The organism is Brevibacillus brevis (genome assembly GCF_022026395.1).
Classification (GTDB): Bacteria; Bacillota; Bacilli; order Brevibacillales; family Brevibacillaceae; genus Brevibacillus.
Genome location: NZ_CP041767.1, coordinates 1320528 through 1340958 on the forward strand (window position 1 = coordinate 1320528; position 20431 = coordinate 1340958).

The 20431-nt window shown below is 42.9% G+C and carries 20 protein-coding genes; 14 read left to right on the plus strand and 6 right to left on the minus strand.

Features of this window, described 5'->3' with window-relative positions:
• Positions 1-116: 116 nt before the first annotated feature.
• The 3 genes from FO446_RS06800 (at position 117) to FO446_RS06810 (ending at position 2468) form a co-directional block, all read left to right on the plus strand.
• Positions 117-545 (plus strand): helix-turn-helix domain-containing protein, encoded by a 429-nt coding sequence (locus tag FO446_RS06800; protein ID WP_237900164.1) that lies wholly within the window; start codon positions 117-119, stop codon positions 543-545.
• A 612-nt stretch (positions 546-1157) separates the two neighbouring features.
• Complete coding sequence (locus tag FO446_RS06805; protein ID WP_237901048.1) at positions 1158-1565, plus strand: SUKH-3 domain-containing protein; 408 nt, start codon at positions 1158-1160, stop codon at positions 1563-1565.
• Between the two features lie 396 nt (positions 1566-1961).
• Complete coding sequence (locus tag FO446_RS06810; protein ID WP_237900166.1) at positions 1962-2468, plus strand: hypothetical protein; 507 nt, start codon at positions 1962-1964, stop codon at positions 2466-2468.
• A 326-nt stretch (positions 2469-2794) separates the two neighbouring features.
• On the opposite strand, the gene FO446_RS06815 is transcribed toward FO446_RS06810, so the two are convergent.
• Positions 2795-4009, minus strand: coding sequence for an IS256 family transposase (locus tag FO446_RS06815; RefSeq protein WP_221869331.1), 1215 nt, complete (start codon positions 4007-4009; stop codon positions 2795-2797).
• A gap of 303 nt (positions 4010-4312) precedes the next feature.
• Here FO446_RS06815 and FO446_RS06820 point away from each other — a divergent pair, with 303 nt between their 5' ends.
• Genes FO446_RS06820 through FO446_RS06830 form a run of 3 tightly spaced genes read left to right on the plus strand, consistent with a single transcriptional unit; the run spans position 4313 to position 6613 of the window.
• Entirely contained in the window at positions 4313-5383 is a 1071-nt protein-coding gene (locus FO446_RS06820; protein ID WP_237900168.1) for a hypothetical protein, read from the plus strand.
• Positions 5377-5829 carry a hypothetical protein gene (locus FO446_RS06825; RefSeq protein WP_237900170.1) on the plus strand — a complete coding sequence of 151 codons (453 nt, stop codon included), beginning with the start codon at positions 5377-5379 and terminating at the stop codon, positions 5827-5829. The genes FO446_RS06820 and FO446_RS06825 overlap by 7 nt, the downstream gene beginning before the upstream one ends.
• Complete coding sequence (locus tag FO446_RS06830) at positions 5807-6613, plus strand: SMI1/KNR4 family protein (protein ID WP_237900172.1); 807 nt, start codon at positions 5807-5809, stop codon at positions 6611-6613. The genes FO446_RS06825 and FO446_RS06830 overlap by 23 nt, the downstream gene beginning before the upstream one ends.
• 409 nt (positions 6614-7022) lie before the next feature.
• Here FO446_RS06830 and FO446_RS06835 read toward each other — a convergent pair whose 3' ends face one another.
• The 3 genes from FO446_RS06835 to FO446_RS06845 form a co-directional block, all read right to left on the minus strand.
• The gene (locus FO446_RS06835; protein WP_173608942.1) at positions 7023-9026 is read right to left on the minus strand and encodes a serine hydrolase domain-containing protein; all 2004 of its coding nucleotides are present in this window, start codon (positions 9024-9026) and stop codon (positions 7023-7025) included.
• Between the two features lie 209 nt (positions 9027-9235).
• Complete coding sequence (locus FO446_RS06840) at positions 9236-9388, minus strand: hypothetical protein (protein WP_172141946.1); 153 nt, start codon at positions 9386-9388, stop codon at positions 9236-9238.
• A 74-nt stretch (positions 9389-9462) separates the two neighbouring features.
• The gene (locus tag FO446_RS06845; protein WP_237900175.1) at positions 9463-11451 is read right to left on the minus strand and encodes a serine hydrolase domain-containing protein; all 1989 of its coding nucleotides are present in this window, start codon (positions 11449-11451) and stop codon (positions 9463-9465) included.
• Between the two features lie 270 nt (positions 11452-11721).
• Between FO446_RS06845 and FO446_RS06850 the strand changes: the two genes are divergently transcribed.
• The 5 genes from FO446_RS06850 (at position 11722) to FO446_RS06870 (ending at position 16826) form a co-directional block, all read left to right on the plus strand.
• Positions 11722-12309, plus strand: coding sequence for a sensor domain-containing protein (locus tag FO446_RS06850; RefSeq protein WP_221867520.1), 588 nt, complete (start codon positions 11722-11724; stop codon positions 12307-12309).
• A 4-nt stretch (positions 12310-12313) separates the two neighbouring features.
• Positions 12314-14122 (plus strand): helix-turn-helix transcriptional regulator, encoded by a 1809-nt coding sequence (locus FO446_RS06855; protein WP_237900177.1) that lies wholly within the window; start codon positions 12314-12316, stop codon positions 14120-14122.
• A gap of 148 nt (positions 14123-14270) precedes the next feature.
• Entirely contained in the window at positions 14271-14894 is a 624-nt protein-coding gene (locus tag FO446_RS06860) for a hypothetical protein (protein WP_173608938.1), read from the plus strand.
• A 432-nt stretch (positions 14895-15326) separates the two neighbouring features.
• Complete coding sequence (locus FO446_RS06865; RefSeq protein WP_173608937.1) at positions 15327-15911, plus strand: hypothetical protein; 585 nt, start codon at positions 15327-15329, stop codon at positions 15909-15911.
• 18 nt (positions 15912-15929) lie between these two features.
• On the plus strand, positions 15930-16826 hold the full coding sequence (locus tag FO446_RS06870) for a nucleotidyl transferase AbiEii/AbiGii toxin family protein (protein WP_237900179.1): 897 nt from the start codon (positions 15930-15932) through the stop codon (positions 16824-16826).
• A 369-nt stretch (positions 16827-17195) separates the two neighbouring features.
• On the opposite strand, the gene FO446_RS06875 is transcribed toward FO446_RS06870, so the two are convergent.
• A complete protein-coding gene (locus FO446_RS06875; RefSeq protein ID WP_173608936.1) occupies positions 17196-17627 on the minus strand; it encodes a DUF1259 domain-containing protein in 432 nt (143 codons plus the stop codon).
• Positions 17628-17679: 52 nt separating this feature from the next.
• A complete protein-coding gene (locus FO446_RS06880) occupies positions 17680-18105 on the minus strand; it encodes a DUF1259 domain-containing protein (protein WP_173608935.1) in 426 nt (141 codons plus the stop codon).
• A gap of 246 nt (positions 18106-18351) precedes the next feature.
• Between FO446_RS06880 and FO446_RS06885 the strand changes: the two genes are divergently transcribed.
• From FO446_RS06885 to FO446_RS06895, 3 genes are all read left to right on the plus strand, one after another.
• On the plus strand, positions 18352-18804 hold the full coding sequence (locus FO446_RS06885; protein ID WP_047070550.1) for a Dps family protein: 453 nt from the start codon (positions 18352-18354) through the stop codon (positions 18802-18804).
• Positions 18805-18995: 191 nt separating this feature from the next.
• Positions 18996-19934: a type I pantothenate kinase gene (coaA, locus tag FO446_RS06890; RefSeq protein ID WP_229087973.1), complete on the plus strand. Its 939-nt coding sequence runs from the start codon at positions 18996-18998 to the stop codon at positions 19932-19934.
• 24 nt (positions 19935-19958) lie between these two features.
• Positions 19959-20411 carry a 2-thiouracil desulfurase family protein gene (locus FO446_RS06895; protein ID WP_173608933.1) on the plus strand — a complete coding sequence of 151 codons (453 nt, stop codon included), beginning with the start codon at positions 19959-19961 and terminating at the stop codon, positions 20409-20411.
• Positions 20412-20431: the final 20 nt, after the last annotated feature.

Genomic DNA, 20431 nt, shown 5'->3' on the forward strand with positions numbered 1-20431 from the left:
AAGAGAGTCAGTTCACGTCACAACATAAGGGGTTTACCAAAGTGCCGCATAAAATCCATCGGTGCTAAGGCTTAACACAATATGAAAAGCTGATTCTGATTGACCTAATCGCGTATATGAGCGACAAAAGTCAATGCTATCCGACCATCGAAATGATGGCTAGAAACATCGGATGCAGTTCAAAGTCAGTAGAACGCCATATCAAGGAATTGGCAGACAAGAAGATGATTCTAGTCAGTCAGGGTAAGAATAACACCTATTCCCTGTCGAATTATCTGCATTGCCACCCATATCTGCTAATGTCGGAAAAGACCCATGAGGTTATCGGAAGCGTACGGAAGCAAGTAAACGAGCGAGAGTTGACGCTTTGGATTCAGGGCATGGTCAAGCGTGACGAATACAAGTCGTATATTGACCAACTTCAAAGACTCAATGAAAGAAGACTGCCCATTGACAAATTTGCTGAGAAGGAGATTCTGGAAAGCTATGCTCAGTTCCTGAAAGCTGAGATGACCAAACGCTTTCCGTCCGATGTGAACGGGTAAAAATGATGAGTCTGTCATTTCAGCAGACTCTCTGTCCGAATAACCGTCATATAGTCTGTTGAAGGATGCATAAATGGTGCTGTAGACAATGTGTCCATGATTTAGACATAGAGTCGGTTAAGAAGGACAGGGAGTCTGAATGAAAGACATAAAGTCTGTTACGAACCGTCCGACAGTCTCACTAATAATAATCATAAACAATATCAATTAAAGAAGAATTAAAAAAGAATCAGTTAAAGAAGAAACAGCAGACACGCCATTGGCGGTCTGCGATTTCGGGGGATTTTTGATTCTTGAAGGGGATTGGTAAAAGCGGCGGATAACTCTTTTAAGGATACTTTACTGAGTGCGCATAAGGTACGCTTGTGGATCGGCATGCCCGAGGGACACAAGCAAATGAAGCTGGAAGAAAAATCGCCATACGAGGTCAACCGGGCCATCGCGCCGTACATGAAAAAAGCAGGAGTATACTTCAAGGTTCAAAAATTGAAAATATAGTATTAAGATCTGCAAATGGACATACTGGAGGTATTAAACCTTTTTGTAAAAATTGTTCAATTACATTTGAGGATTTTATGCAATCCATGGAGTAGGAGGAAAAAGAAAGTGAATATGAGTAATGAAACTATAAAGATTTTAAGGAATTCTGGTTGGTATGAGGGAAGAAATATAGACACTAAAGAAATTGAAGAGAATTTGGAAAAATTAGGTTTCACCATTTATCCGGAAGTGAGAAAATTTTTATCAGAGTTTGGTAATCTAGTAATAGAAGATACTATAAACGATGAGACCCACAATACAGGTGTGAAGTTCAGAAGCCAGGGAGCTTTCAAAGCAGAGGAGAAATATGCTCAAGAAAATTTAGTGCCCGTGGGTTTTATTGATAGTGACAATCTTGTGCTATTTGTATCAGAAAGTGGAAAAGTGTACTGTAGTACAGGGAAATTAGGTGATAATGCAAAAGAAGCATGGGAAAGTTTAATTGGGGGTAGCGGTTTTAAGCCGTGGGGGTCTTTCTAGATATGTAATTTATTTTATACAAGCAACTCTAAATAATGTATATGTATATTCTTACTATAATGTAACGCCACAATGCGAGCTAACTGCCGTGTTGTGGTTTCTTTTTTATCCGCCGCTTCATGCTAATAAATAGTCATACAAGTGGCGGCTATTCAAGAATACCCCAGCCAGTGGCGAATGAGTAGGGCTGTATCTCATGCCTGAGCTGGCCTTAAAGATAAAGCTGTATTTTAAAAGAATTGTACTTAATCTAGATGAATATCCTGCTGAAAATATAGATGAGCTATAAAAGACTATTTTGAGGCAAACAACGCCCAAGGTAAATTTAAAACACCTGGACGAACTCTTAATTGTTAAGGATGGTCAAATTACAGAGTTTTTGGGAGGTAGGAAAGAATGGATTACGAATTATTTATAAATACTAATTTGGAAAGAAAAAGCATAGGAGATTTATTATATAAAGTAGCGAGTGAAGTAATAGGTGAGGAAGTTAAGTTTAAAAAAATGCAACATAGCCTTGGTTTTGAATATGTTTATATTGGCAGTGCTTTTTTTTCGATAGACATTGATCTAGATGATGAAGATGATGATATGGAAGAGTATCAGGAGATGAATTTAAGATATCATGACGTTAATACAAATATGCGTATTAGTGTTCAGATGATTTCAAAGACGTTTAATGTTGGATGGATGAGATTCCTTGAAATAATCGGGGGAATTTTACAAATTATTGATGGAGATGTGCTTTTGCTGGATGATGGTTCTTTTCCATTAATGAAAAGAAAGGATAAAATTTTATATATAAATAGCAATTTAGATGAATATCGTGTCAAGTATATTACTAAGGAAAATTTAAACCTTCTTAATTACCCTTTTATTGAGGAAAATTTTTCAGGCAAGTAAGAATGCTACAAGACATAATAAACTCAGAAATAAAAACAGGGATGCATCCTACGAAAATGTAGTACAGGCAGCAATTGATTATTAAGTATCTATTGAGTGCTGAGTAAATTATTTATGCAGACAATAATCACATTTGACCCATGTAATAGGGTCTGTCAAGATTTTTGTGTAAACTCAATCAACCGATATATGAAAAGGTTTCATCCCCCTAATTAGGACATCTTTTTCGAAGCCAACAGGGTCAAGGGCGTAAGGCAAAGCGAACCCTTGACACGTGGGTGTAGAAAAAGACAATCCCTTCGGGGATGAAGCCTTTCTTTTACTTGTTAACGGATGTGTGGCCGTACGCGATCCTCAAAGAAAACAGATAGCTGCATGAGAATCTGTCCCCAATTGTGGACCCTTCCCGTCCATTTTCGTAAGACATCCATGGTTACGAGATATAACATCTTTAGAAGGGCATCGTCTGTCGGAAATATAGCTTTTCCCTTCGTTACTTTTCGAAGTTGACGATGGTAACTTTCAATAACATTAGTTGTATAGATCAGCTTTCGAATCTCTGGAGGATATTTAAAGAAGGTCGCAATCTCCTCCCAGTTGGAACGCCAGGAGCGTACCATTAAGGGATATTTACTCCCCCAAGTTTGCTCAAACTGATCGAATTCTTCCAGTGCAGCTTGCTCCGTTGGAGCCTTGTAAATAGGCTTTAGTTCAGCTGTCACTCTCTTTAAATCCTTATAGGAAACATATTTAATAGAGTTACGTATTTGATGGATGACACACTTCTGAATCTCTGTCTTTGGATAACATGCTGAAATAGCCTCCGTAAAGCCTCGGAGGTTATCGACGCTAGTAATGAGAATATCCTGGACTCCACGGTTTTTCAGTTCATTGAGTACATGTAGCCAGAATTTAGCCGATTCATTCTCGCCAACCCAGATACCAAGGACATCTTTATGACCGTCAAGGTCAATGCCAATGACCATATAGGCAGCCTTGTTGACGATAGCCCCGTCCTGTTTTACTTTAAAGTGAATAGCGTCTAAGAAAACAACGGCATATACCGATTGCAAGGGGCGATTTTGCCACTCTTTAATCAGTGGAACGATTTTGTTCGTGACATTAGAAATGAGTGTTGGTGAGACTTCGATGCCATAGAGCTGCTGTAGATGATCTTGAATATCACGTGTGGATACGCCTTTTGCATACAGCGCGAGGATTTGATCTTCGATCCCTGTTACATTGGACTGGTGCTTCCTTACGATGGCAGGCTCAAATTCTCCCTCACGATCACGAGGAATTTGAATATCGACTTCGCCATACTCGGAGCGAACCGTTTTTTTGCTATAACCGTTGCGGCTATTGGTTGTTCGCTTGTTTTTCATGTCATGCTTGGCATATCCAAGTGAGGACTCCATCTCAGCTTCGAGCATTTCTTGGATCGTTTCAGCAAACAAATCCTTCAAGGCTGACTGAACATCGTCCACAGACTTCATGTTTTTCTCCTTGATCCACTGCTTGATCTGCTCTTTTGACATCATAAAAATCTCCCAACCTTTCTAAGACTAATTGTAGTTTAGAGGTTGAGAGTTTACACAGAATATTTTACAGACTCATGTAATACCATATAAAGCTTCCGTTTTTATTTTTGTAGGTACATTAATGCTCTGATTTGTGGTGCCTTTCCTTTATATCTTACAGGTCGATTATGGTTAGTTCCCCCCATGATTGACCTGTTTTTATGTGTAGCCGAATGAAAGTAGATTTTGTAGCTAATGAAAGAGAGCAGTTGACTACTGAAGTACTGTTGAAAAGGAATTGTAGGAAGCGGAAAGGCTTCCATCATGTCGTGTAGAGCCTTCAACAACCAAGTGGCTGAGGCGAAAGGGAAATTAGATGCTCTCGGAGATACCTTGTTAGGCTTGTGGAATGTGGTAGTAGATGCCGGAGATATTGCGTCGACCGCGTTACCAACATCGTATCTGGTAGACGCCATTTACGAAGGGGTGACTGGGGAAGAGCGACCTTCTCTCCTCGAACGAAATGATCTCGCGAGAGGAGCTGTAGAAACCGCTACGAATGCAGTCAATTACGTGGGAGATACGGTAACGGGCAATAAATCGTGGGAACAAATCAAATCCGATGCAAAGTCGTTTGGACAAGGGCTATACGATGACTATATCGACCCATTCGTGAAAGACGCCCAATATGATCAAGATAACTTGTTTAGCGGCGGTCTGTGGACCAGATCAGAAGAACAAAGCTATGCAAAGGGCCAGAATGAGTTTAAGAAAGACATGGTGGTTGCAGAGGTAGCGGTAAGTGCTCTTAGTGCTGGTACAGGTACAGCCGTTACGCGGACAGTGAAACTGGCCAATAAGCTGGATGGGCCGAATGGCAAGAAAAAGTCTGGTGACCATGAGGGAAATGGGAAAGGTGTCCTTTTGCCTAATTCCAGTATTGATGATGCAATGAGCGCCATGCTTAAGGATGGAAAGCTAAAGACGCATGGTAAGAGCTTTGCAGAGTCGATGATTGAGTTACAAGAGAAAGTGGATAAGTTCCTCAAGCAGATGAATGGTGTGTTTAATGGAAGAGTTGTCGTTCTCAGAGATGCTGTTACAGGTCAGCCTATGGTTTATTGGATGCGGCATGATGATATGCCTGGTAATAGAGGCGGTGGTGGAGGGAATCATCGTCGTAGGGATGGGAAGGAAGACCAGGAGAGAGAAGAAAGAGGGAGGAGAGAAAGAGAAGAAAGAGAGAGAGAAGGGAAAGAGAAGAAAGAGAGAGAAGAGAAAGAGAAGAAAGAGAGAGAAGAGAACAAGAGCAGAGGGATTCTGAGGGTAAGGGGAACGTGGCTTCGTACCCATCTAGAACTCCAGAGGCTACTGCAGAAGCACAAAATGTGGTAGGTGAGCTTAATAAAATACTTGGAGATGGTAAAAGAGCCCCAAATCCAGTCGTTTCTGTAATAACGCACGAAGATGGAACGGTTTCAGTTGGGATTTCAGGTGAAGCAAGTCCTAAAAATATTGAAACAGCAAGACAATTACAAAATGCATTAAATAAAAAATATGGAGATAAATACACTGTAAAGGCTGAACCGATGCCAACAGAAAAACTAGATACAATAGAGGGTAGTAATACTGCAGGTACATGTGCAGAATCAAAAGTAGTAAATGCTGCACATGATAACCCAAGTAAAATAACGGGTATGGATACTGTTTGGCGCTCATCTAAAAAAGAAAATCCGTATCCATATGCAGAAGGTTCAAACCAAATGAATCCATGTTTAACGTGTAGTGATATAAAAAATATAGAGGAGTACATGAAATATGCAAATGCCAATAAAAAGTAATCACATCCCACCCATAGGAGATTGTACAAATCTTTTTGAACGATTATCAAAATATATATCAAGATTTGATGAGAAATGGGTAAATGAAATAGAACCAGCAAAAAAAGAGGACATAGATACGCTGAAAAATCTAACACAAATTAATAAATATAACTATCATTTTCCTAAAGAATATGAGATTTATTTAAATTATATGGGGCAGGATGATAAGGGTTTACTAAAAACTCAACTTCCAGGATATGCTTCAATTTCTGAGATAATTAATTCTTATGAAGGGATACATGAGGAAGCACCAGACACTTTAAGTGATAAATATATACATTTTTTTCAAAAAGAATTATTTGATGGTCAACTATCATTTGATTTTACCCAAACTGATAATCCTCTGATTGTTATGACTGATGAGGATAGCGAGTTTGTAAGTTATTTTGCAGATAACTTTGAAAAACTCTTATTTCAATGTGCATTTAGTAAATATGAAAGATTAAATTATGATAAGTGTATAATCTTTGCTGGATCACCTAATATGCTTAAAGAAGCAATACAGAAGCATAATGAATCGGATGTTTTTGGCATAATTGATAAATTTTCAAAAACATATAATTTTCAAAGAGGTTGGTTTAGTGACCTGACCCATCACATAGGTTTTAAAGACGGCATTAGCTTTTACATCGATAGTAGAAATAATTCTTTGCGTGGATTTATAGCAGGTGATTTAGATAAACAAATCGACATTATTGGTGAAACCTTACTAGCTGAATTATGTGTTAATAAAAAAAATTAAAGCTTTCACCATGCTTATATGCAAAGTTTCACACTAATATTGGGGTATCAACACTGATTTTGGAAAGGATTTCTTGAAAAATGCTACTATGCTTGAAGTAGGCAACCGAGTCTGTCAAGATTTTGTGTAACCATTTACAATCCCAACAACTAGATCGTACAATACAACCAACAAACCAAACGCTTAAAAACTTGACAAACACGCTTAGACCAACTTCCCAAGGCTTATTCCAACTCGAACGGCGAGGAGGAATGAGCCTTTTAAGCATGCACACGAGAGTCTCGCAGAGATGAAGGGTCTGGAGAGAATCCATGTCCTATAAGCGGATTTTTCTAAAAGAAGAAAGGCTGCCGAGTTACTCGACAGCCGTGGGCGAAAGAAAGTTTCCCAAAAAAGAGAAAACAGCTACTCACCACTTAACCGGCAAAGAATGATAACCAAACGCTAAATCAATCATGGCACTTGCTTCTTGACGCTTCAACAAATCTTTTGCGCGGAATGTGAAGAAGCCATCTGCGCTTATCTTCGTATCAGGATCGACGATGCCTTGTGAAGCAAGAGTAGTGATCGCATCTTTTGCCCATGCATCGGCTTTGTCTTGCAGCTTCACTTTGCTGGTTGCCACGGGTTCAAGCTGCTTCAAAGTTTGGATCATGACAGCAGCGGCTTGTCTTGAAATAGGTGCCGAAAGGTTCAAATCAGGGAGGCTCGCGGCCAATTGCTGTCTATTCATGTCTTCGTCCCCGGGAAATCCGTACCAGCCATTTGCTTTGACCAGAGCGTCAATAAATTCGCCTTGTGTCATGGTCCCTGTAGGATCAAATTTACCTTCCGTTTTTGCTCCCATAATGGAAAGAGCGCTGACATTACTGATATAGGTCTTATAGCTACTGGTGTTAGGGACGTCTGAGTAAGTCTCCTTCCTATCCATTTTTTGTGAATGGGCAACGGCGTGTGTGACGTCTTTTGGCGTGGAATAATAGAAGTATTGGATGTTGCTGTTTTTGTCTTCCTTGAACGCGATTTTATTGCCTTCCTCATCTACAAACAGCAGTGGATGAATCATTCGTAGCTTTTGTTTTCCACCGGTTTTATCCTCCAGCATGAGTGAGCCATTCTCGTAGGCAATCGAAGTGCGGTTCCAAAAGCCACGCGTATTTTGGTACAGCCCGATATATTTTGGTGCATCTCTTTCACTCAAGGGCAAATAAACAGGCTCTGCTTTTTCTTTTTCGGGGAAATAATGATCCATGAACTCTTTGAAAATATCGGATCTCATGTCCGAATCACTGTTGTAGGACATATAAAAGGCGGTTTTTTGTTCAGGGATCAATACGATCAGGGAAGCATGGCCAGGTATGTTTCCTCCCTTGAAAACCACGTGCTGACCATTTGCCAGCTCTCTATAGAGGTTTTCAAAGCCTACTGTTGTGACCGGGATGTCCTTTTCCGCGAAAATCTGGTAAGAATGCATCAAGTCTAGGCTTTTCTGGCTGACAATTTCCTTGCCGTCAAATTTCCCGTTTTGCAGCTGCATGATCAAGTACTTGGCCATGTCTTCTCCCGTTGATAGAATGCTTCCCTGCGGAGCATCACTTGGAATGAATCCTTCTGCGGGATGTGGCTCGCCATTAGGGCGGTAATGGGCAGCCATTCTCTTCAAGAGCTCAGGCTTTAAGCGAACGCTACTCGAGGTCATTCCGAGAGGCTTGAACACTTTTTCATCCATATACTGGGCAAAGGGGATTCCACTTGCTTTTTCCACGGCGTAGCCAGCGAGTAAGAATCCTGTATTATCGTAGGAATAGACCTCGCCAGGTGGTCGGATGACGGACGGCATTTTATTCTTTGAAACGAATTCAGCCATCGAGATGTCCTGCTCGATGTATTGTGGACCGAGAAAGGTAGTGATGTCAGGAGAATCGAAGCCGCTTGAATAGGTAAGCATGTCGTACAGAGTGAGCGGTTTTCCCGTCTTATTGGGAATCTTTAGATCGCCGAGATATTCCTCTACATTATGATGCAGGTCTATTTTGCCCGCATCGACTTGCTGCAAGACCGCCATGGCGGTAAAGGTTTTCGTTACAGAGCCAATTTGGAACACCGTGTCTTTATCAACAGGGATTTTCTTTTCCTTGTCAGCGAAGCCGTATCCTTTGTTCACGAGGACCTTGCCATCACGGACGACAGCAAAGTTGGAACCATTCACATTAAATTTTTTCATCTTCTCTGCAAACAGTTGATCGGCAAACGCTTCTACTTCTTTTGCATCCAGCGGTCCTTTTATGTTATTGGCAGCAATGGAAGCAGTCTGATTTATTTCCATTGCACCGAGTGGCTGGGTGCATACGGCAATCAAGGTCGCGGAGAGAAGAAAAACCGTGAGACTCATTTTTTGAAAAGCTTTTTTCATGTGTGATTCTCCTTTGAGTTTTGCTAATACGTTTTGTCGCACCGACTCCGAGAGTGAGCGCTTGAGCACAGTATGGCAAAGCTCTTGTCATACTCGGTAGTAACTTTCTGTCATATGACACTTTGGCACTGGCTCATACGCAGGTTCCAAGAGCATATGAAAAAGACTGCCGAGTTTCTCGACAGCCTTAAAGTAGGGGAGAGTAATTATTAATCTTTCAGCTCGGTAATCACTTTTGAGGCGCGTTTTTCATCCGGGGTAGGGAACATTTGAAATTGATGCTGAAGCTCGATTTCCTTCTCATTCAAGTCACTTGAAACTTTTTGCTCAGCTTGTCCCCTGTGTTTATCGCTATTTTCCACGACCATTCACCTCCCTCAAAGGAGTAGGGTATACAACAAGTCCCTACTTTATCCCAAAAATAGGAAAAGGATGCTTATCGTTTAATCGGCAATGAATAGTAACCAAATGCTAAGTCAAGCAAGGCACTGGCTTCTTGACGCTTCAGTAAATCTTTTGCGCGGAATGTGAAAGAGCCATCTGCGTTTACCTTCGTGTCAGGATCGACGATGCCTTGTGAAACAAGAGCAGTGATCGCATCTTTTGCCCATGCGTCGGCCGGGTCTTGCAGCGTCACTTTGCTGGTTGCCACAGGTTCAAGCTGCTTTAAATTTTGGATCATGGCAGCAGCGACTTGTCTTGTAATTGGTGCCGATGGGTTCAAATTAGGGATGCCTGCGGCCAATTGCTGTCTAAGTCCGTCTTCACTCCCGGCCATTACGTAATGGCCTTCTGCTTTGATCAGGGTGTCAGCAAATTCGCCTTGTGTCATGGTCCCTGTAGGATCAAATTTACTTCCTGATTTCGCTCCCATAATGGAAAGGGCGCTGAGGTTGTTGATATGGGTCTTATAGCTGCTAGTGTTAGGGACGTCTGAGTAGGTCTTTTCCATTTCCATTCTTTGAGATTCGCCAGCAATGTTAACGCCTATTGCTGTTGTATAATAGTAGTAGTTGATGTTACCGTTTTTGTCTTCCTTGAACGCGACTTTTTCGCCTGTCTCATCTTCAAATAGCAATGGTTTAATCATTCGCAGTTTTTGTTTTCCGGTTGCCTCACTCTCAAGCACGAGTGATCCATTCTCATAGGTAATAGAAGTGCGTGTCCAATAGGCACGTGTATTTTGATACAGCCCGACATATTTTTGCGCATCCGCTTCACTCAAGGTCATGAAAACAGGCTCAGCTTTTTTCTCTGTTTCTGGGAAATAATGATCCATGAATTCTTTGTAAATATCAGCGCTAACCATTGAATCATTGTTGTAGGACATGAAAAAGCCGGTTTTATGTTCCGGGATCAATACCATCAGGGAAGAATGGCCTGGCATGTTTCCGCCCTTCAAAACAACTTTCTGACCATTTGCATACTCTGGAAAATAGTTTTCAAAGCCTAAGGTTGTGATCGGGATGTCACCCGCGGAATACTGGTGCGTATGCATCAAATCCAAGCTTTTCTGGCTGACGATTTCCTTGCCGTCAAATTTTCCGTTTTGCAGGTGCATGATCATGTACTTTGCCATGTCATCTGCTGTTGATATAATGCTTCCCTGCGGACCATCAGTTGGATTGGTTCCTTCTAGCGGACGTTGCTCGCCAGTATTAAAGTAATTGGTAGCCATTCTCTTCATGAGCTCAGGCTTCAAGCGTACACTGGTCGAGGACATTCCGAGAGGTTTGAACACTTTCTCATCCATATACTGGTAAAATGGGATTCCACTTGTTTTTTCCACAGCGTAGCCAGCGAGCAAGAATCCTGTATTATCATACGTATAGACTTCGCCAGGTGGTCGGACGATGACCGGCATGTGCTTTGGAAAGAATTCATCCATAGAGATGTCTTGCCCGATGTATTGTGGACCGGTAAAGGTAGTTTCGTCCGGAAATTCGAAGCCGGGTGTGTAGGCGAGCAAGTCGTACATGGTGACTGGTTTTCCTGTCTTATTCGGAATTTTTAGTCCACCGAGATATTCCTCTATATTGGCATGCAGGTCAATTTTACCCGCATCGACTTGCTGCATGGCAGCCAAGGCGGTAAAGGTTTTCGATACTGAGCCAATTTGGAACACCGTGTCTTTATCAACAGGGGTTTTCTTTTCCTTGTCAGCAAAACCGTAGCCTTTGTTCACGATGACTTTGCCATCACGGACGACAACAAAGCTGGAACCAGCCACATTAAATTCTTTCATTTTTTTTGCAAACAGTGGATCAGCAAACGTTTCTATTTCTTTGGCATCCACCGGTCCTTGGGTAGCAATGGAAGCAGTCTGAGTAGATTCAACAGCACCGAGCGACTGTGTGCATGCGGAAATCAAGGTTGTGGAGAGAAGAAAAACAACGAGACTCATTTTTTGTATCACTTTTTTCATGTGCGATTCTCCTTTTTGTGTTACAAAACGTTTTGGCGCACCGACTCTGAGAGCGAGCGCTTGAGCACAGTATGGCAAAGCTCGTGTCATACTCGGTAGTTACTTCCTGTCATCACTTTTCCGACTAACAAATGATTTTGATGAAATGACATGACTTAGCCTGTCATATGACATTTTGATACTGGCTCATGTGACGCGCAGTGGTTTACGGTTATGGCAGACCGTCATTAGTGTGTCGGAAAAAGTATAGATAGGAGAGAATTAGCTTATATGAAAAAAGCGATCATGCGTAACGTTCAAAATGTTATCTTTTTGCTGTATACATTTGTCTCGGGAGTATTTTATTTATGTTTTTACATGGTCAGTATCATGCTTGGCTTGGCCTTGTCCTTTACCGTAGTGGGAATTCCATTGCTCACCAATGTTTTGCGTACAACTCAAACCTTTGTCCAGCATGAACGTATTCAGACGAAGATTTATACGGATATTTCCATAGAACCGTTGGCAATGAGAGAAAGAGCCAAGGGAAATCAATGGATGCAGGCTAAGGCGGAATTATCGGATGTAAAAAACTGGATATCCGTTTACTGGCTGATGAAAAAATTTGTCCTAGGCTGTATCTGCCTGGTGGTCGGAGTGCTCATCTACATTGCACCCGTATTTTTTGCGATCGTACCGTTGTGCTATCCTTTCGTGGAGATACATTTTTTCGGGAGCGTAGTGGATTCAGAGCTGAAGGCATTGCAAATCATGGGTTTAGGATTCATACTCATGATCGGATGCTCCAAGCTAGGGAACGGTCTGGTACAATTAGTTGGTGGGTACACCCGCTTGATGTTCAAAGCAATTAGGAGATGATGGTTTGTTAGATGTCGTGAAACAATGGGCTTGGTATGACTGGGTGATGTTTTTTTTACGTCTGATCGTTTGCTTTTCACTCACCGTTACGACTGTAAAATTTGGAGATTATCTCACGCTACCCTTATGGATGGTTATACTTTGGGAAATGATGGTGTTTTCCGTCCCGTGGATTTGTTTAATGCTGAGCTATCGTTATTATCTGATAGCAGAAATGCTCTTGTTTGGCGGATTATCGATTTATCTCACGTCTATGTTTCCGGAGGCGTACATTACTTTATTGATGCCTGCTTTTTTGATTGCCGCCAATAGTGCGGAGAAATCGTATCGCTGGGCGGCTCCCATTACAATTGTTTTCCTTCCACTGCTGATTGTGCTTTTTTCGCGGGAAATTGATGTCTTCGTGATTTTTTCGCAAGTCGGGCTTGCTTATGCGATAGGGTTTGCCTTTCATTTGCTCATCGTCAATCATCGGCAAAATGAAATTATTCTCAAGCAAAACAGTGTGCTGGAGCAATACCTCACCCAAATCGAGAAAGTGACTCTGCTGGAGGAGCGGGACCGACTCTCAAAGGACCTGCATGATACGATGGGGCATTCCTATGTCTCGATCATCATGGGGCTGGAAACCTTGCGTCAGGATGTAGCGTCGGAGGAAGGGGCGCAAAAGCTCGAATCCCTCTTGCAGCTTGCGCGAAAAGGTATGAAGGAAGTGCGAGGGTACTTGCATCAGATGGGGGCACCGCAAGAGACGCTTCCCTTGGTTCATTCGCTGAGGCAGCTTGCAGAGGAGTTTCAGACACATGCAAAAGTGAATGTGCGGTTTCGTGCAATTGGAGAAGAGTATCCGATCGGTAAACAAGTGAAAATGACCTTGTTTCGCTGCTTGCAGGAATCTTTGACGAATGCCGTACGACACGGGAACGCTACAGACATCGTCGTTTCCTTGCATTTTGAGCAGCAACAGACGAGGCTGGAAGTACAGGATAACGGTCACGGGGTGGATAATTGGGAGGATGGCTTCGGGATCACGACGATGAAAGAGCGGGCCGCGCTTCTGCAAGGAAGAGTATCCGTATACTCAGAGCGGGGAGAAGGAACGCTCATTACTTGTTTGGTTCCGAGGATGGTAGAGAGCACCGATGAAATCATTCGTTTGTTTATCGTCGATGATCACTCGTTTATTCGGGAAAGCTTGCGTTCCATATTAGAGGGACAGCGGGACCTGCGGGTAGTCGGGTTAGCAGAGGATGGGGTCCAGGCTGTGGCGCTGTGCGAGGAGCTGGAACCAGATCTTGTGCTGATGGACTTGGAGATGCCGAATATGGACGGGATTACTGCGACAAAACGAATAAAGGAAAAATGGCCCGGTATTCGTGTCCTTGTCCTGTCTACGTTTCAAGATACTGAAAAAGCCAAGGAAATCATGCGCAGTGGTGCAGACGGATATCTTTTGAAATCGATCGATTCACGAGAGCTTGCGGAAACGATTCGCCTCGTCCATCGCGGTGGTACGATGATTGCACAGGACCTGTTTCATAAAATGCTGGATGCACAGCCAGCAAGCGAACAGGAAGATTTGCTCGGTGCACCGAAACTAAGCGAAAAAGACGAGAATGCTTATGGTTTAACGAAGCGGGAGCAGGAGATTTTGCAGATGCTTTCCCAAGGCATGCGTTATAAAACAATTGCTTCCAAGCTGTATTTGTCAGACGGGACCGTGCGTAACTATGCGTCTGCTCTGTATGACAAGCTCGGCGTGCGGAATCGGGATGACGCGGTACAAAAAGGGAAAATGGAAGGACTTCTGTAACGTGTGATAGCCAGGGAGAGTAGGCCCTGGTTTTTTTGTATAGGTCATTTGACAGCTATTTACAGATAGTTGTATATTAAACTATCAAATGAACCCCCCTATATATAAACAACTCTTCTATCCAAACTCCACGAGGAGGAATGACACGATGGAAATGTCTATCACAAGAGGACTCTCAGAATTAAAGTTACTCGATAAACGAATTCAAAAAGGAATCAATGAAACGACTTTCATGTCTTCGGCCATTGGACCTAAGCCAGTAACTGGTTACACGTCAACAGAACTGTATGTGGAAACAACAGAGCGCAACTACCAATCCACCATTGATTTAATAAAAAGAAGACAAAAAATTAAGTCGCTGATCGTCGAGTCCAACGCAAAGACGATGGTAACGATAAGCGGCAAGAAAATGACAGTTGCCGAAGCAATCGAGCGAAAAACCTCCATTCAATATGAGAAATCACTGCTGGAGAAAATGAGAAGAGATTACAACCACGCTGTCATGCAGGTTGAAGAGAAAAATGAAGAAGTACAGCTGCGATTGGAAAAGCTGCTCGAAGCGAACTTTGGCAAAGACTCCAAGGTGAAGGATACGGAAATGGAAGCGATCTCCAAACCGTTTAAAGAACAAAATGAAGCGAAGCTCGTAGACCCCTTGAAGCTGAAAGAGAAAATGGATACGCTTAGTAAAGAAATTGACGAGTTTGAGTGTGAAGTCGATTTTATATTAAGCGAATCCAATACGATTACCAAAATCAATCTTGTGGATTAACAGTGTGATTTGCTAATCATTTGAATAGCTGATAAACGAGAGTCCCTTGCCTGGTGGGTTAACCAGGCCATCCTAAAATTATTTGGTGAATATGCGGATGAAAGCTCAAAGCTTAGCGCTCAGATTTCAAACCTTACGTATCAAAGCTCTTTAGGCTCAAAGATCAGGACTTAGGCGTTAAGACTCGATGAAATCTTGGAGTACTGGTCCCAAAACGTGCACTCTCTGGACTTTTCAGCAACCACCAAGCTAAATGGTTAGCAACTAGCACCATACAAAGTAGAGATATGTTGAGAGAAGATTCTCAGCGAACCTCTACTTTTTTATTTTTTAAACGAAACGGTTAAGAGCTAGCATAGATATGTCGATACAAATAGGAAGAAAAGGAAATATATTGATTGTGCCATACAAGGAAAGTCAGGGAGTGAAGTAATGGAATTTGAGTTTCATGTTACCTTCAACGATCTACAACTTGATGAAAAGGAAGCTTTTATCGATCTCTGCCAATCGCAACATGTGAAACCGGTCATGATCGTTTTGGATCAGGGAAATTACATCAATCAACCGATGATAACAGGAGTAATCAAGCGAGCAGATTTTCATGAAGCGAATATAGAGATGGAAAAGGTTGCAGCTACGTTTCAAAACAACGGTTTTACCATCGTCCGAAAAAAAGTAGAGATTTCTCCAAAGGAAGAAACGTACTTTCACCAGCCCATCCTAAAAAACTCGAAGCCTTACTTCGAATGGCATGGCAAAGTACAGGTCGATGATGTCGATGCGTTACGAAATTTATGTGAGGATCATGGCGGGCATATTTCGAGAAACTCATTGAATGCGAATGGAAAGGTGAGATTCATCACTGTCCGAGAATATGAGAGCCCGAAACAGTTTTACGATCGAGTAGAAATGATACATACCATATTGCAAGCAAATCAGATCGAGTTAATCAAAGAACAATACGAACTATGTATTTATGACAGCCGAGAAGAACTGGACAGCGGCTGGATATCCTAATTTTTAAGATGGAGGATCATGATGATAACATATGATGATGTAGCAGAGTTAGAATATGAGGCGAGAGAGCTAGTAGTTTTGGAAGCACTGTTGAGAAGAATTGCTCTTGTGAATATGCCCTTTGTATTAAAAGGCAGCCTTCTCACCAGACAATATTTGGACAACCGAGAGATTCGGGACGCGGATGATATTGACTTATTGTATGCGGGGAAGATCAGGGACGTCGAGCACGCCCATGAAGTATTTACACAATGGATGATTCAAGTAACCGAAATGGATCTGAACGACGGCGTCGTGTTTAGAAGCTTTCGTGAAAATGCCTTTTGGAGATATATCGATTACGCAATGGCAGATGATTTTCCGACGATAAATACGGATATTGCCTATTATTTCAAAGGCCAAACAAGGGAAGCGAATGATTATAACGAGCTTGATCTTGATATTTCGTTTAACCTGGAAATGGAAGCAGACCCAGTTCCGCTACAGTACCAACCTGCTTTCGGGGAAAGCTTTCTGGTTCCGTACACTGTGCCTCTGTCCATCCAGGTTGCTTGGAAGCTGCATCAAACAATTGTCAGACCGAGGTTTAAAGACTTGTACGATTTGAAATTTTTACTCGCTCACCCGTCCTATGACAACGATGCGCTCAAGGCAACATTACAGGCGCTCGTGAACGAATGCAGTATCGATCCATCTATTAAAAATGCGGATATGAAAAAGGTGCTTGTTGATGATTTGCATTACATATACGATTCGTTAACCTACGATTACGACTTGAGAAAATATGCGGGCAGCATGGATCGTGGCCTCTATTTTACGCAGTTTGTCAGTGATTTGCGTAAAAAGATGGATTTTGCCGGGATTAATGGGGAAGCGTTTGAAAGTTTGCCAAGTCCAACACCCCAAAAATTGTAACAGGATAATAAATGAAGTAGGCTTGTTCCTTCTGTTAGGGTAGAAGGAGTGAGCTTTTTTTATGGGATACAAGATTAATGATGAAATTGGTCGGAACATTCCCCATCAACATCAATGAATAATACCCTACATTAACCCAAATACAATTGCACAGCAGCTCGTGAAACAAAATGCGCGAGACAACAGGAAAAGGTGAAAGTAGTAACGAAAATGGCAATATCCCGTGAATCCGCAATTGCACGGAGATTCAGGGGATACTAATCGTGGATTGTGTACGAAATCTCGCGTTTTTGGTTTGAAGCTGAGCGGCAGTCTTGGACGATATGATCACGTTATCCTGCCGCTGTTTTCTGTTATCAATACCAATGATTATCCCAAAAAAGCAATAGAACGCTTCACTTTCCTGGCAAATGCAATGGGATTATCAATTGACTCCCAATGAATATACATAAGACGCGGGTTGTCAAAGAGCCAGTGATTATGGACTGCTGTTACCTTTATCCCGTTTTTGCGAAGGTTTGACAATAAACGGTTTACTTGGTTTTGGAAGAGAGCCGTTTCCCCTAAACATAGTGCACGTCCCGAACTGTTCAAGGATTCGAATGAGAACAATTGATAGCGGACCAATGGAGATGTGGTTTTTCTGCCTAATATAGACGCATTGAATACTCTATTTCTGGAGACGAAACAAACGGGACCTCTTGTAATTTCATGCTCTGTTCCACCTAAAATGGCTGAAAATCGGTTACACAGTCTTCTAAACTGGGGACTTGCCTTTGCTTTTGCATTTACTTTGCCCATATCCGTCATCCTTTCGATTATGATGAAATGAAAACTTCATGGCTCCACCATGTTAACCCAGGAATGCGATGGACTCTTTGGTTTTCCTAGCGAATACGATAGGGTTTTCTATCGCTTCCCAATGCATGTACATTAAGCGCGGGTTTTCTTTTAGCCAGTGGTTGTGAAGTGCGGTCACTTTAATTCCGCGCTTGCGGAGATTCGACATCAAGCGGTTCACCTGATTTTGGTGAACGGCAGTCTCTCCCAAACAAAGGGCACGACCCGACTTATCAAGGGATTCAAACGAAAACATTTGAGCTCGAACTAAAGGAGATAGCGTTCGTCTTCCTAAGATGGTTTCTCGAAGATTTGTAAGCCGCATGACAAAACAAACCGGCCCACTGTCAATTTCCGACTCGCCCCCTAATATTCTTCCAAATCGGGTACAGAGTCTTTTGAATTGTGGGCTAACCTTCGTTTTCGCTTTATGCGCCATAGTAATCCTCCTTTTGTCAATCTAGAAATAGCTTATGATTGACAGAAAAAAGGGAAATGAGTAATTTGTGGTTTTTTACATGAAAAAGACACAGATTTCATTCCAGAGCTTTAGCAATACGTGGAGCTAGTTGTATAAGCTCGTCCAGCTTGTAGAAAAGATGGACTGTCATGAAAAGAATAGAATCGCCCGATTGACCACATACTACAAACGCTATATCTATACCATGAGAGGTGGAGCGTCCGGATGAGTATGACAATGAGTCGGCCCGTGACCGACGTACTTAATAAACAAGTTGCCAACTGGTCTGTGCTGTATATGAAGCTGCATCATTATCACTGGTTTGTCAAAGGACCGAATTTCTTTACCCTGCATGAAAAATTTGAGGAGCTATACAACGAGGCAGCCAAAAATGTGGATGAGCTGGCAGAACGGCTGTTAACGGTTGGGGGCAAGCCTGTTTCGACGTTGAAGGCCTGTATGGAGCAGGCTTCCATTAAGGAAGCGACAGGTGGAGAGTCTGCGGATCAGATGGTAGAGGCAGTCGTGAACGATTTTACACTCCTGATCAAAGAACTCAAAGAAGGTATTACAGCCGCGGAAGCAGGGGACGATGAAGCGACTGGCGATATGTTCTTAGGGATCATGGACAGCTTGCAAAAGCATGTGTGGATGCTGCAAGCCCACTTGGGAAAATAACAAGAAATTCTTTTATAAGCAAAGCTGATGCCATGGGGTATCGGCTTTTTTCCTATGTACTCATGAAGGCAAAGTGCAGAGCTGGTCTGATTTAGGGCAACCCCCTTGTTCCCAAGAAAGACATGCTGGTGTAAACTAACCTTGTGTGAAATAAAGTAAGCACTTTCATGATGGAAAGGATGTACATTCCCATGGCATCACCCTATGTTACATTTAATCGCGGGCAGTGGAGTGCTCTGCGGGCTTCCACGCCGTTGACCATATCTGATAACGAGCTTTCCCTTTTGCAGGGCTTAAACGAGAAAATGTCCATGACCGAAGTCTCCGACATTTACCTTCCGTTGTCCCGTCTGCTGAATTTGTATGTCGGGGGCACGCAGGAGCTGTACCAGGCGACTCACACTTTTTTAGGGAACCAGGATGGCAAGGTTCCATTCATTATCGGTATCGCAGGCAGTGTGGCTGTAGGCAAAAGCACAACGGCTCGCATTTTGCAGACGCTGTTGTCCCGCTGGCCGAATCATCCGAAGGTGGATTTGGTAACGACCGACGGGTTCCTGTATCCGAACAAGGTCCTAGAAGACAGAGGAATCATGAAGCGCAAGGGATTCCCGGAGAGTTATGACTTGCGCCGCTTTATCAATTTTTTATCCGATGTAAAATCGGGTTTGCCTGAAGTGAAAGCACCAGTTTATTCCCACCTTGTATATGACATCGTGCCAGATGAATGGCAGACCGTCAGACAGCCTGACATTTTGATTGTTGAAGGCTTGAATGTGCTGCAACCGCCTAGAGGTGACGAAAACGATACTCGTATTTCCGAGGTCATTGTTTCGGATTTCTTTGACTTCACGATCTACGTACACGCGGAAGAGAAGCACATCCTGCAATGGTATGTAGAGCGGTTCAAGCTGCTGCGTCAGACTGCGTTCTCCGATCCATCCTCGTATTTCAAGCGTTACGCGAGTTTGTCTGATGAGGAGGCGACTAAGGTGGCCACCGGTATTTGGACGGAGATCAATGGAGCTAACCTGCGTCAAAACATTTTGCCGACGCGTGTTCGCGCTCAATTGATTTTGGACAAGGGGCAGGATCATAGGGTACAAAGCGTGAAGCTGCGCAAGCTGTAAATAAAAAGGTGGAGGACGGTTGTCATGAAAGTGATTAGCGCCTGTTTGATCGGCTGTGAATGCCGTTACGATCAGAAGTCATGCTTGAACCAAGAGCTGGAGCAATTGCTCCGGGAAGGAAAGGCCATTCCCGTCTGTCCTGAACAGCTGGGAGGCTTGCCAACACCACGACCGCCAGCCGAAATCATCGGGGGTACGGGAGATGATGTTCTGGATGGCAAAGCACGCATCATAGACGACACTGGCCGAGACGTTACCGAGGAATTTTTGATGGGGGCGAACCAAGCACTGAAGCTGGCGAAAACGGTTGGAGCCACATCTGCTATCTTAAAAGAAAACAGCCCGTCCTGTGGGAGCTCCTTCGTTTACGATGGCAGCTTTTCCGGGAAAAAAGTGCCGGGTGTCGGGCTGACGGCAGCGCTGTTTCGCAGAAACGGGATTGAGGTAACATCTGAGGTGAAAACATCTAATGAATAACAAAGGGGGGCGCGATGAAT

Bases quoted from the DNA above. Each gene is read 5' to 3' on its own strand.
- FO446_RS06800 (WP_237900164.1), top strand. From the start codon at position 117: ATGAGCGACAAAAGTCAATGCTATCCGACCATCGAAATGATGGCTAGA.
- FO446_RS06805 (WP_237901048.1), top strand. From the start codon at position 1,158: ATGAGTAATGAAACTATAAAGATTTTAAGGAATTCTGGTTGGTATGAG.
- FO446_RS06810 (WP_237900166.1), top strand. From the start codon at position 1,962: ATGGATTACGAATTATTTATAAATACTAATTTGGAAAGAAAAAGCATA.
- FO446_RS06815 (WP_221869331.1), bottom strand. From the start codon at position 4,009: ATGATGTCAAAAGAGCAGATCAAGCAGTGGATCAAGGAGAAAAACATG.
- FO446_RS06820 (WP_237900168.1), top strand. From the start codon at position 4,313: ATGTCGTGTAGAGCCTTCAACAACCAAGTGGCTGAGGCGAAAGGGAAA.
- FO446_RS06830 (WP_237900172.1), top strand. From the start codon at position 5,807: ATGCAAATGCCAATAAAAAGTAATCACATCCCACCCATAGGAGATTGT.
- FO446_RS06835 (WP_173608942.1), bottom strand. From the start codon at position 9,026: ATGAAAAAAGCTTTTCAAAAAATGAGTCTCACGGTTTTTCTTCTCTCC.
- FO446_RS06845 (WP_237900175.1), bottom strand. From the start codon at position 11,451: ATGAAAAAAGTGATACAAAAAATGAGTCTCGTTGTTTTTCTTCTCTCC.
- FO446_RS06850 (WP_221867520.1), top strand. From the start codon at position 11,722: ATGAAAAAAGCGATCATGCGTAACGTTCAAAATGTTATCTTTTTGCTG.
- FO446_RS06860 (WP_173608938.1), top strand. From the start codon at position 14,271: ATGGAAATGTCTATCACAAGAGGACTCTCAGAATTAAAGTTACTCGAT.
- FO446_RS06865 (WP_173608937.1), top strand. From the start codon at position 15,327: ATGGAATTTGAGTTTCATGTTACCTTCAACGATCTACAACTTGATGAA.
- FO446_RS06870 (WP_237900179.1), top strand. From the start codon at position 15,930: ATGATGATAACATATGATGATGTAGCAGAGTTAGAATATGAGGCGAGA.
- FO446_RS06875 (WP_173608936.1), bottom strand. From the start codon at position 17,627: ATGGGCAAAGTAAATGCAAAAGCAAAGGCAAGTCCCCAGTTTAGAAGA.
- FO446_RS06880 (WP_173608935.1), bottom strand. From the start codon at position 18,105: ATGGCGCATAAAGCGAAAACGAAGGTTAGCCCACAATTCAAAAGACTC.
- FO446_RS06885 (WP_047070550.1), top strand. From the start codon at position 18,352: ATGAGTATGACAATGAGTCGGCCCGTGACCGACGTACTTAATAAACAA.
- coaA (WP_229087973.1), top strand. From the start codon at position 18,996: ATGGCATCACCCTATGTTACATTTAATCGCGGGCAGTGGAGTGCTCTG.
- FO446_RS06895 (WP_173608933.1), top strand. From the start codon at position 19,959: ATGAAAGTGATTAGCGCCTGTTTGATCGGCTGTGAATGCCGTTACGAT.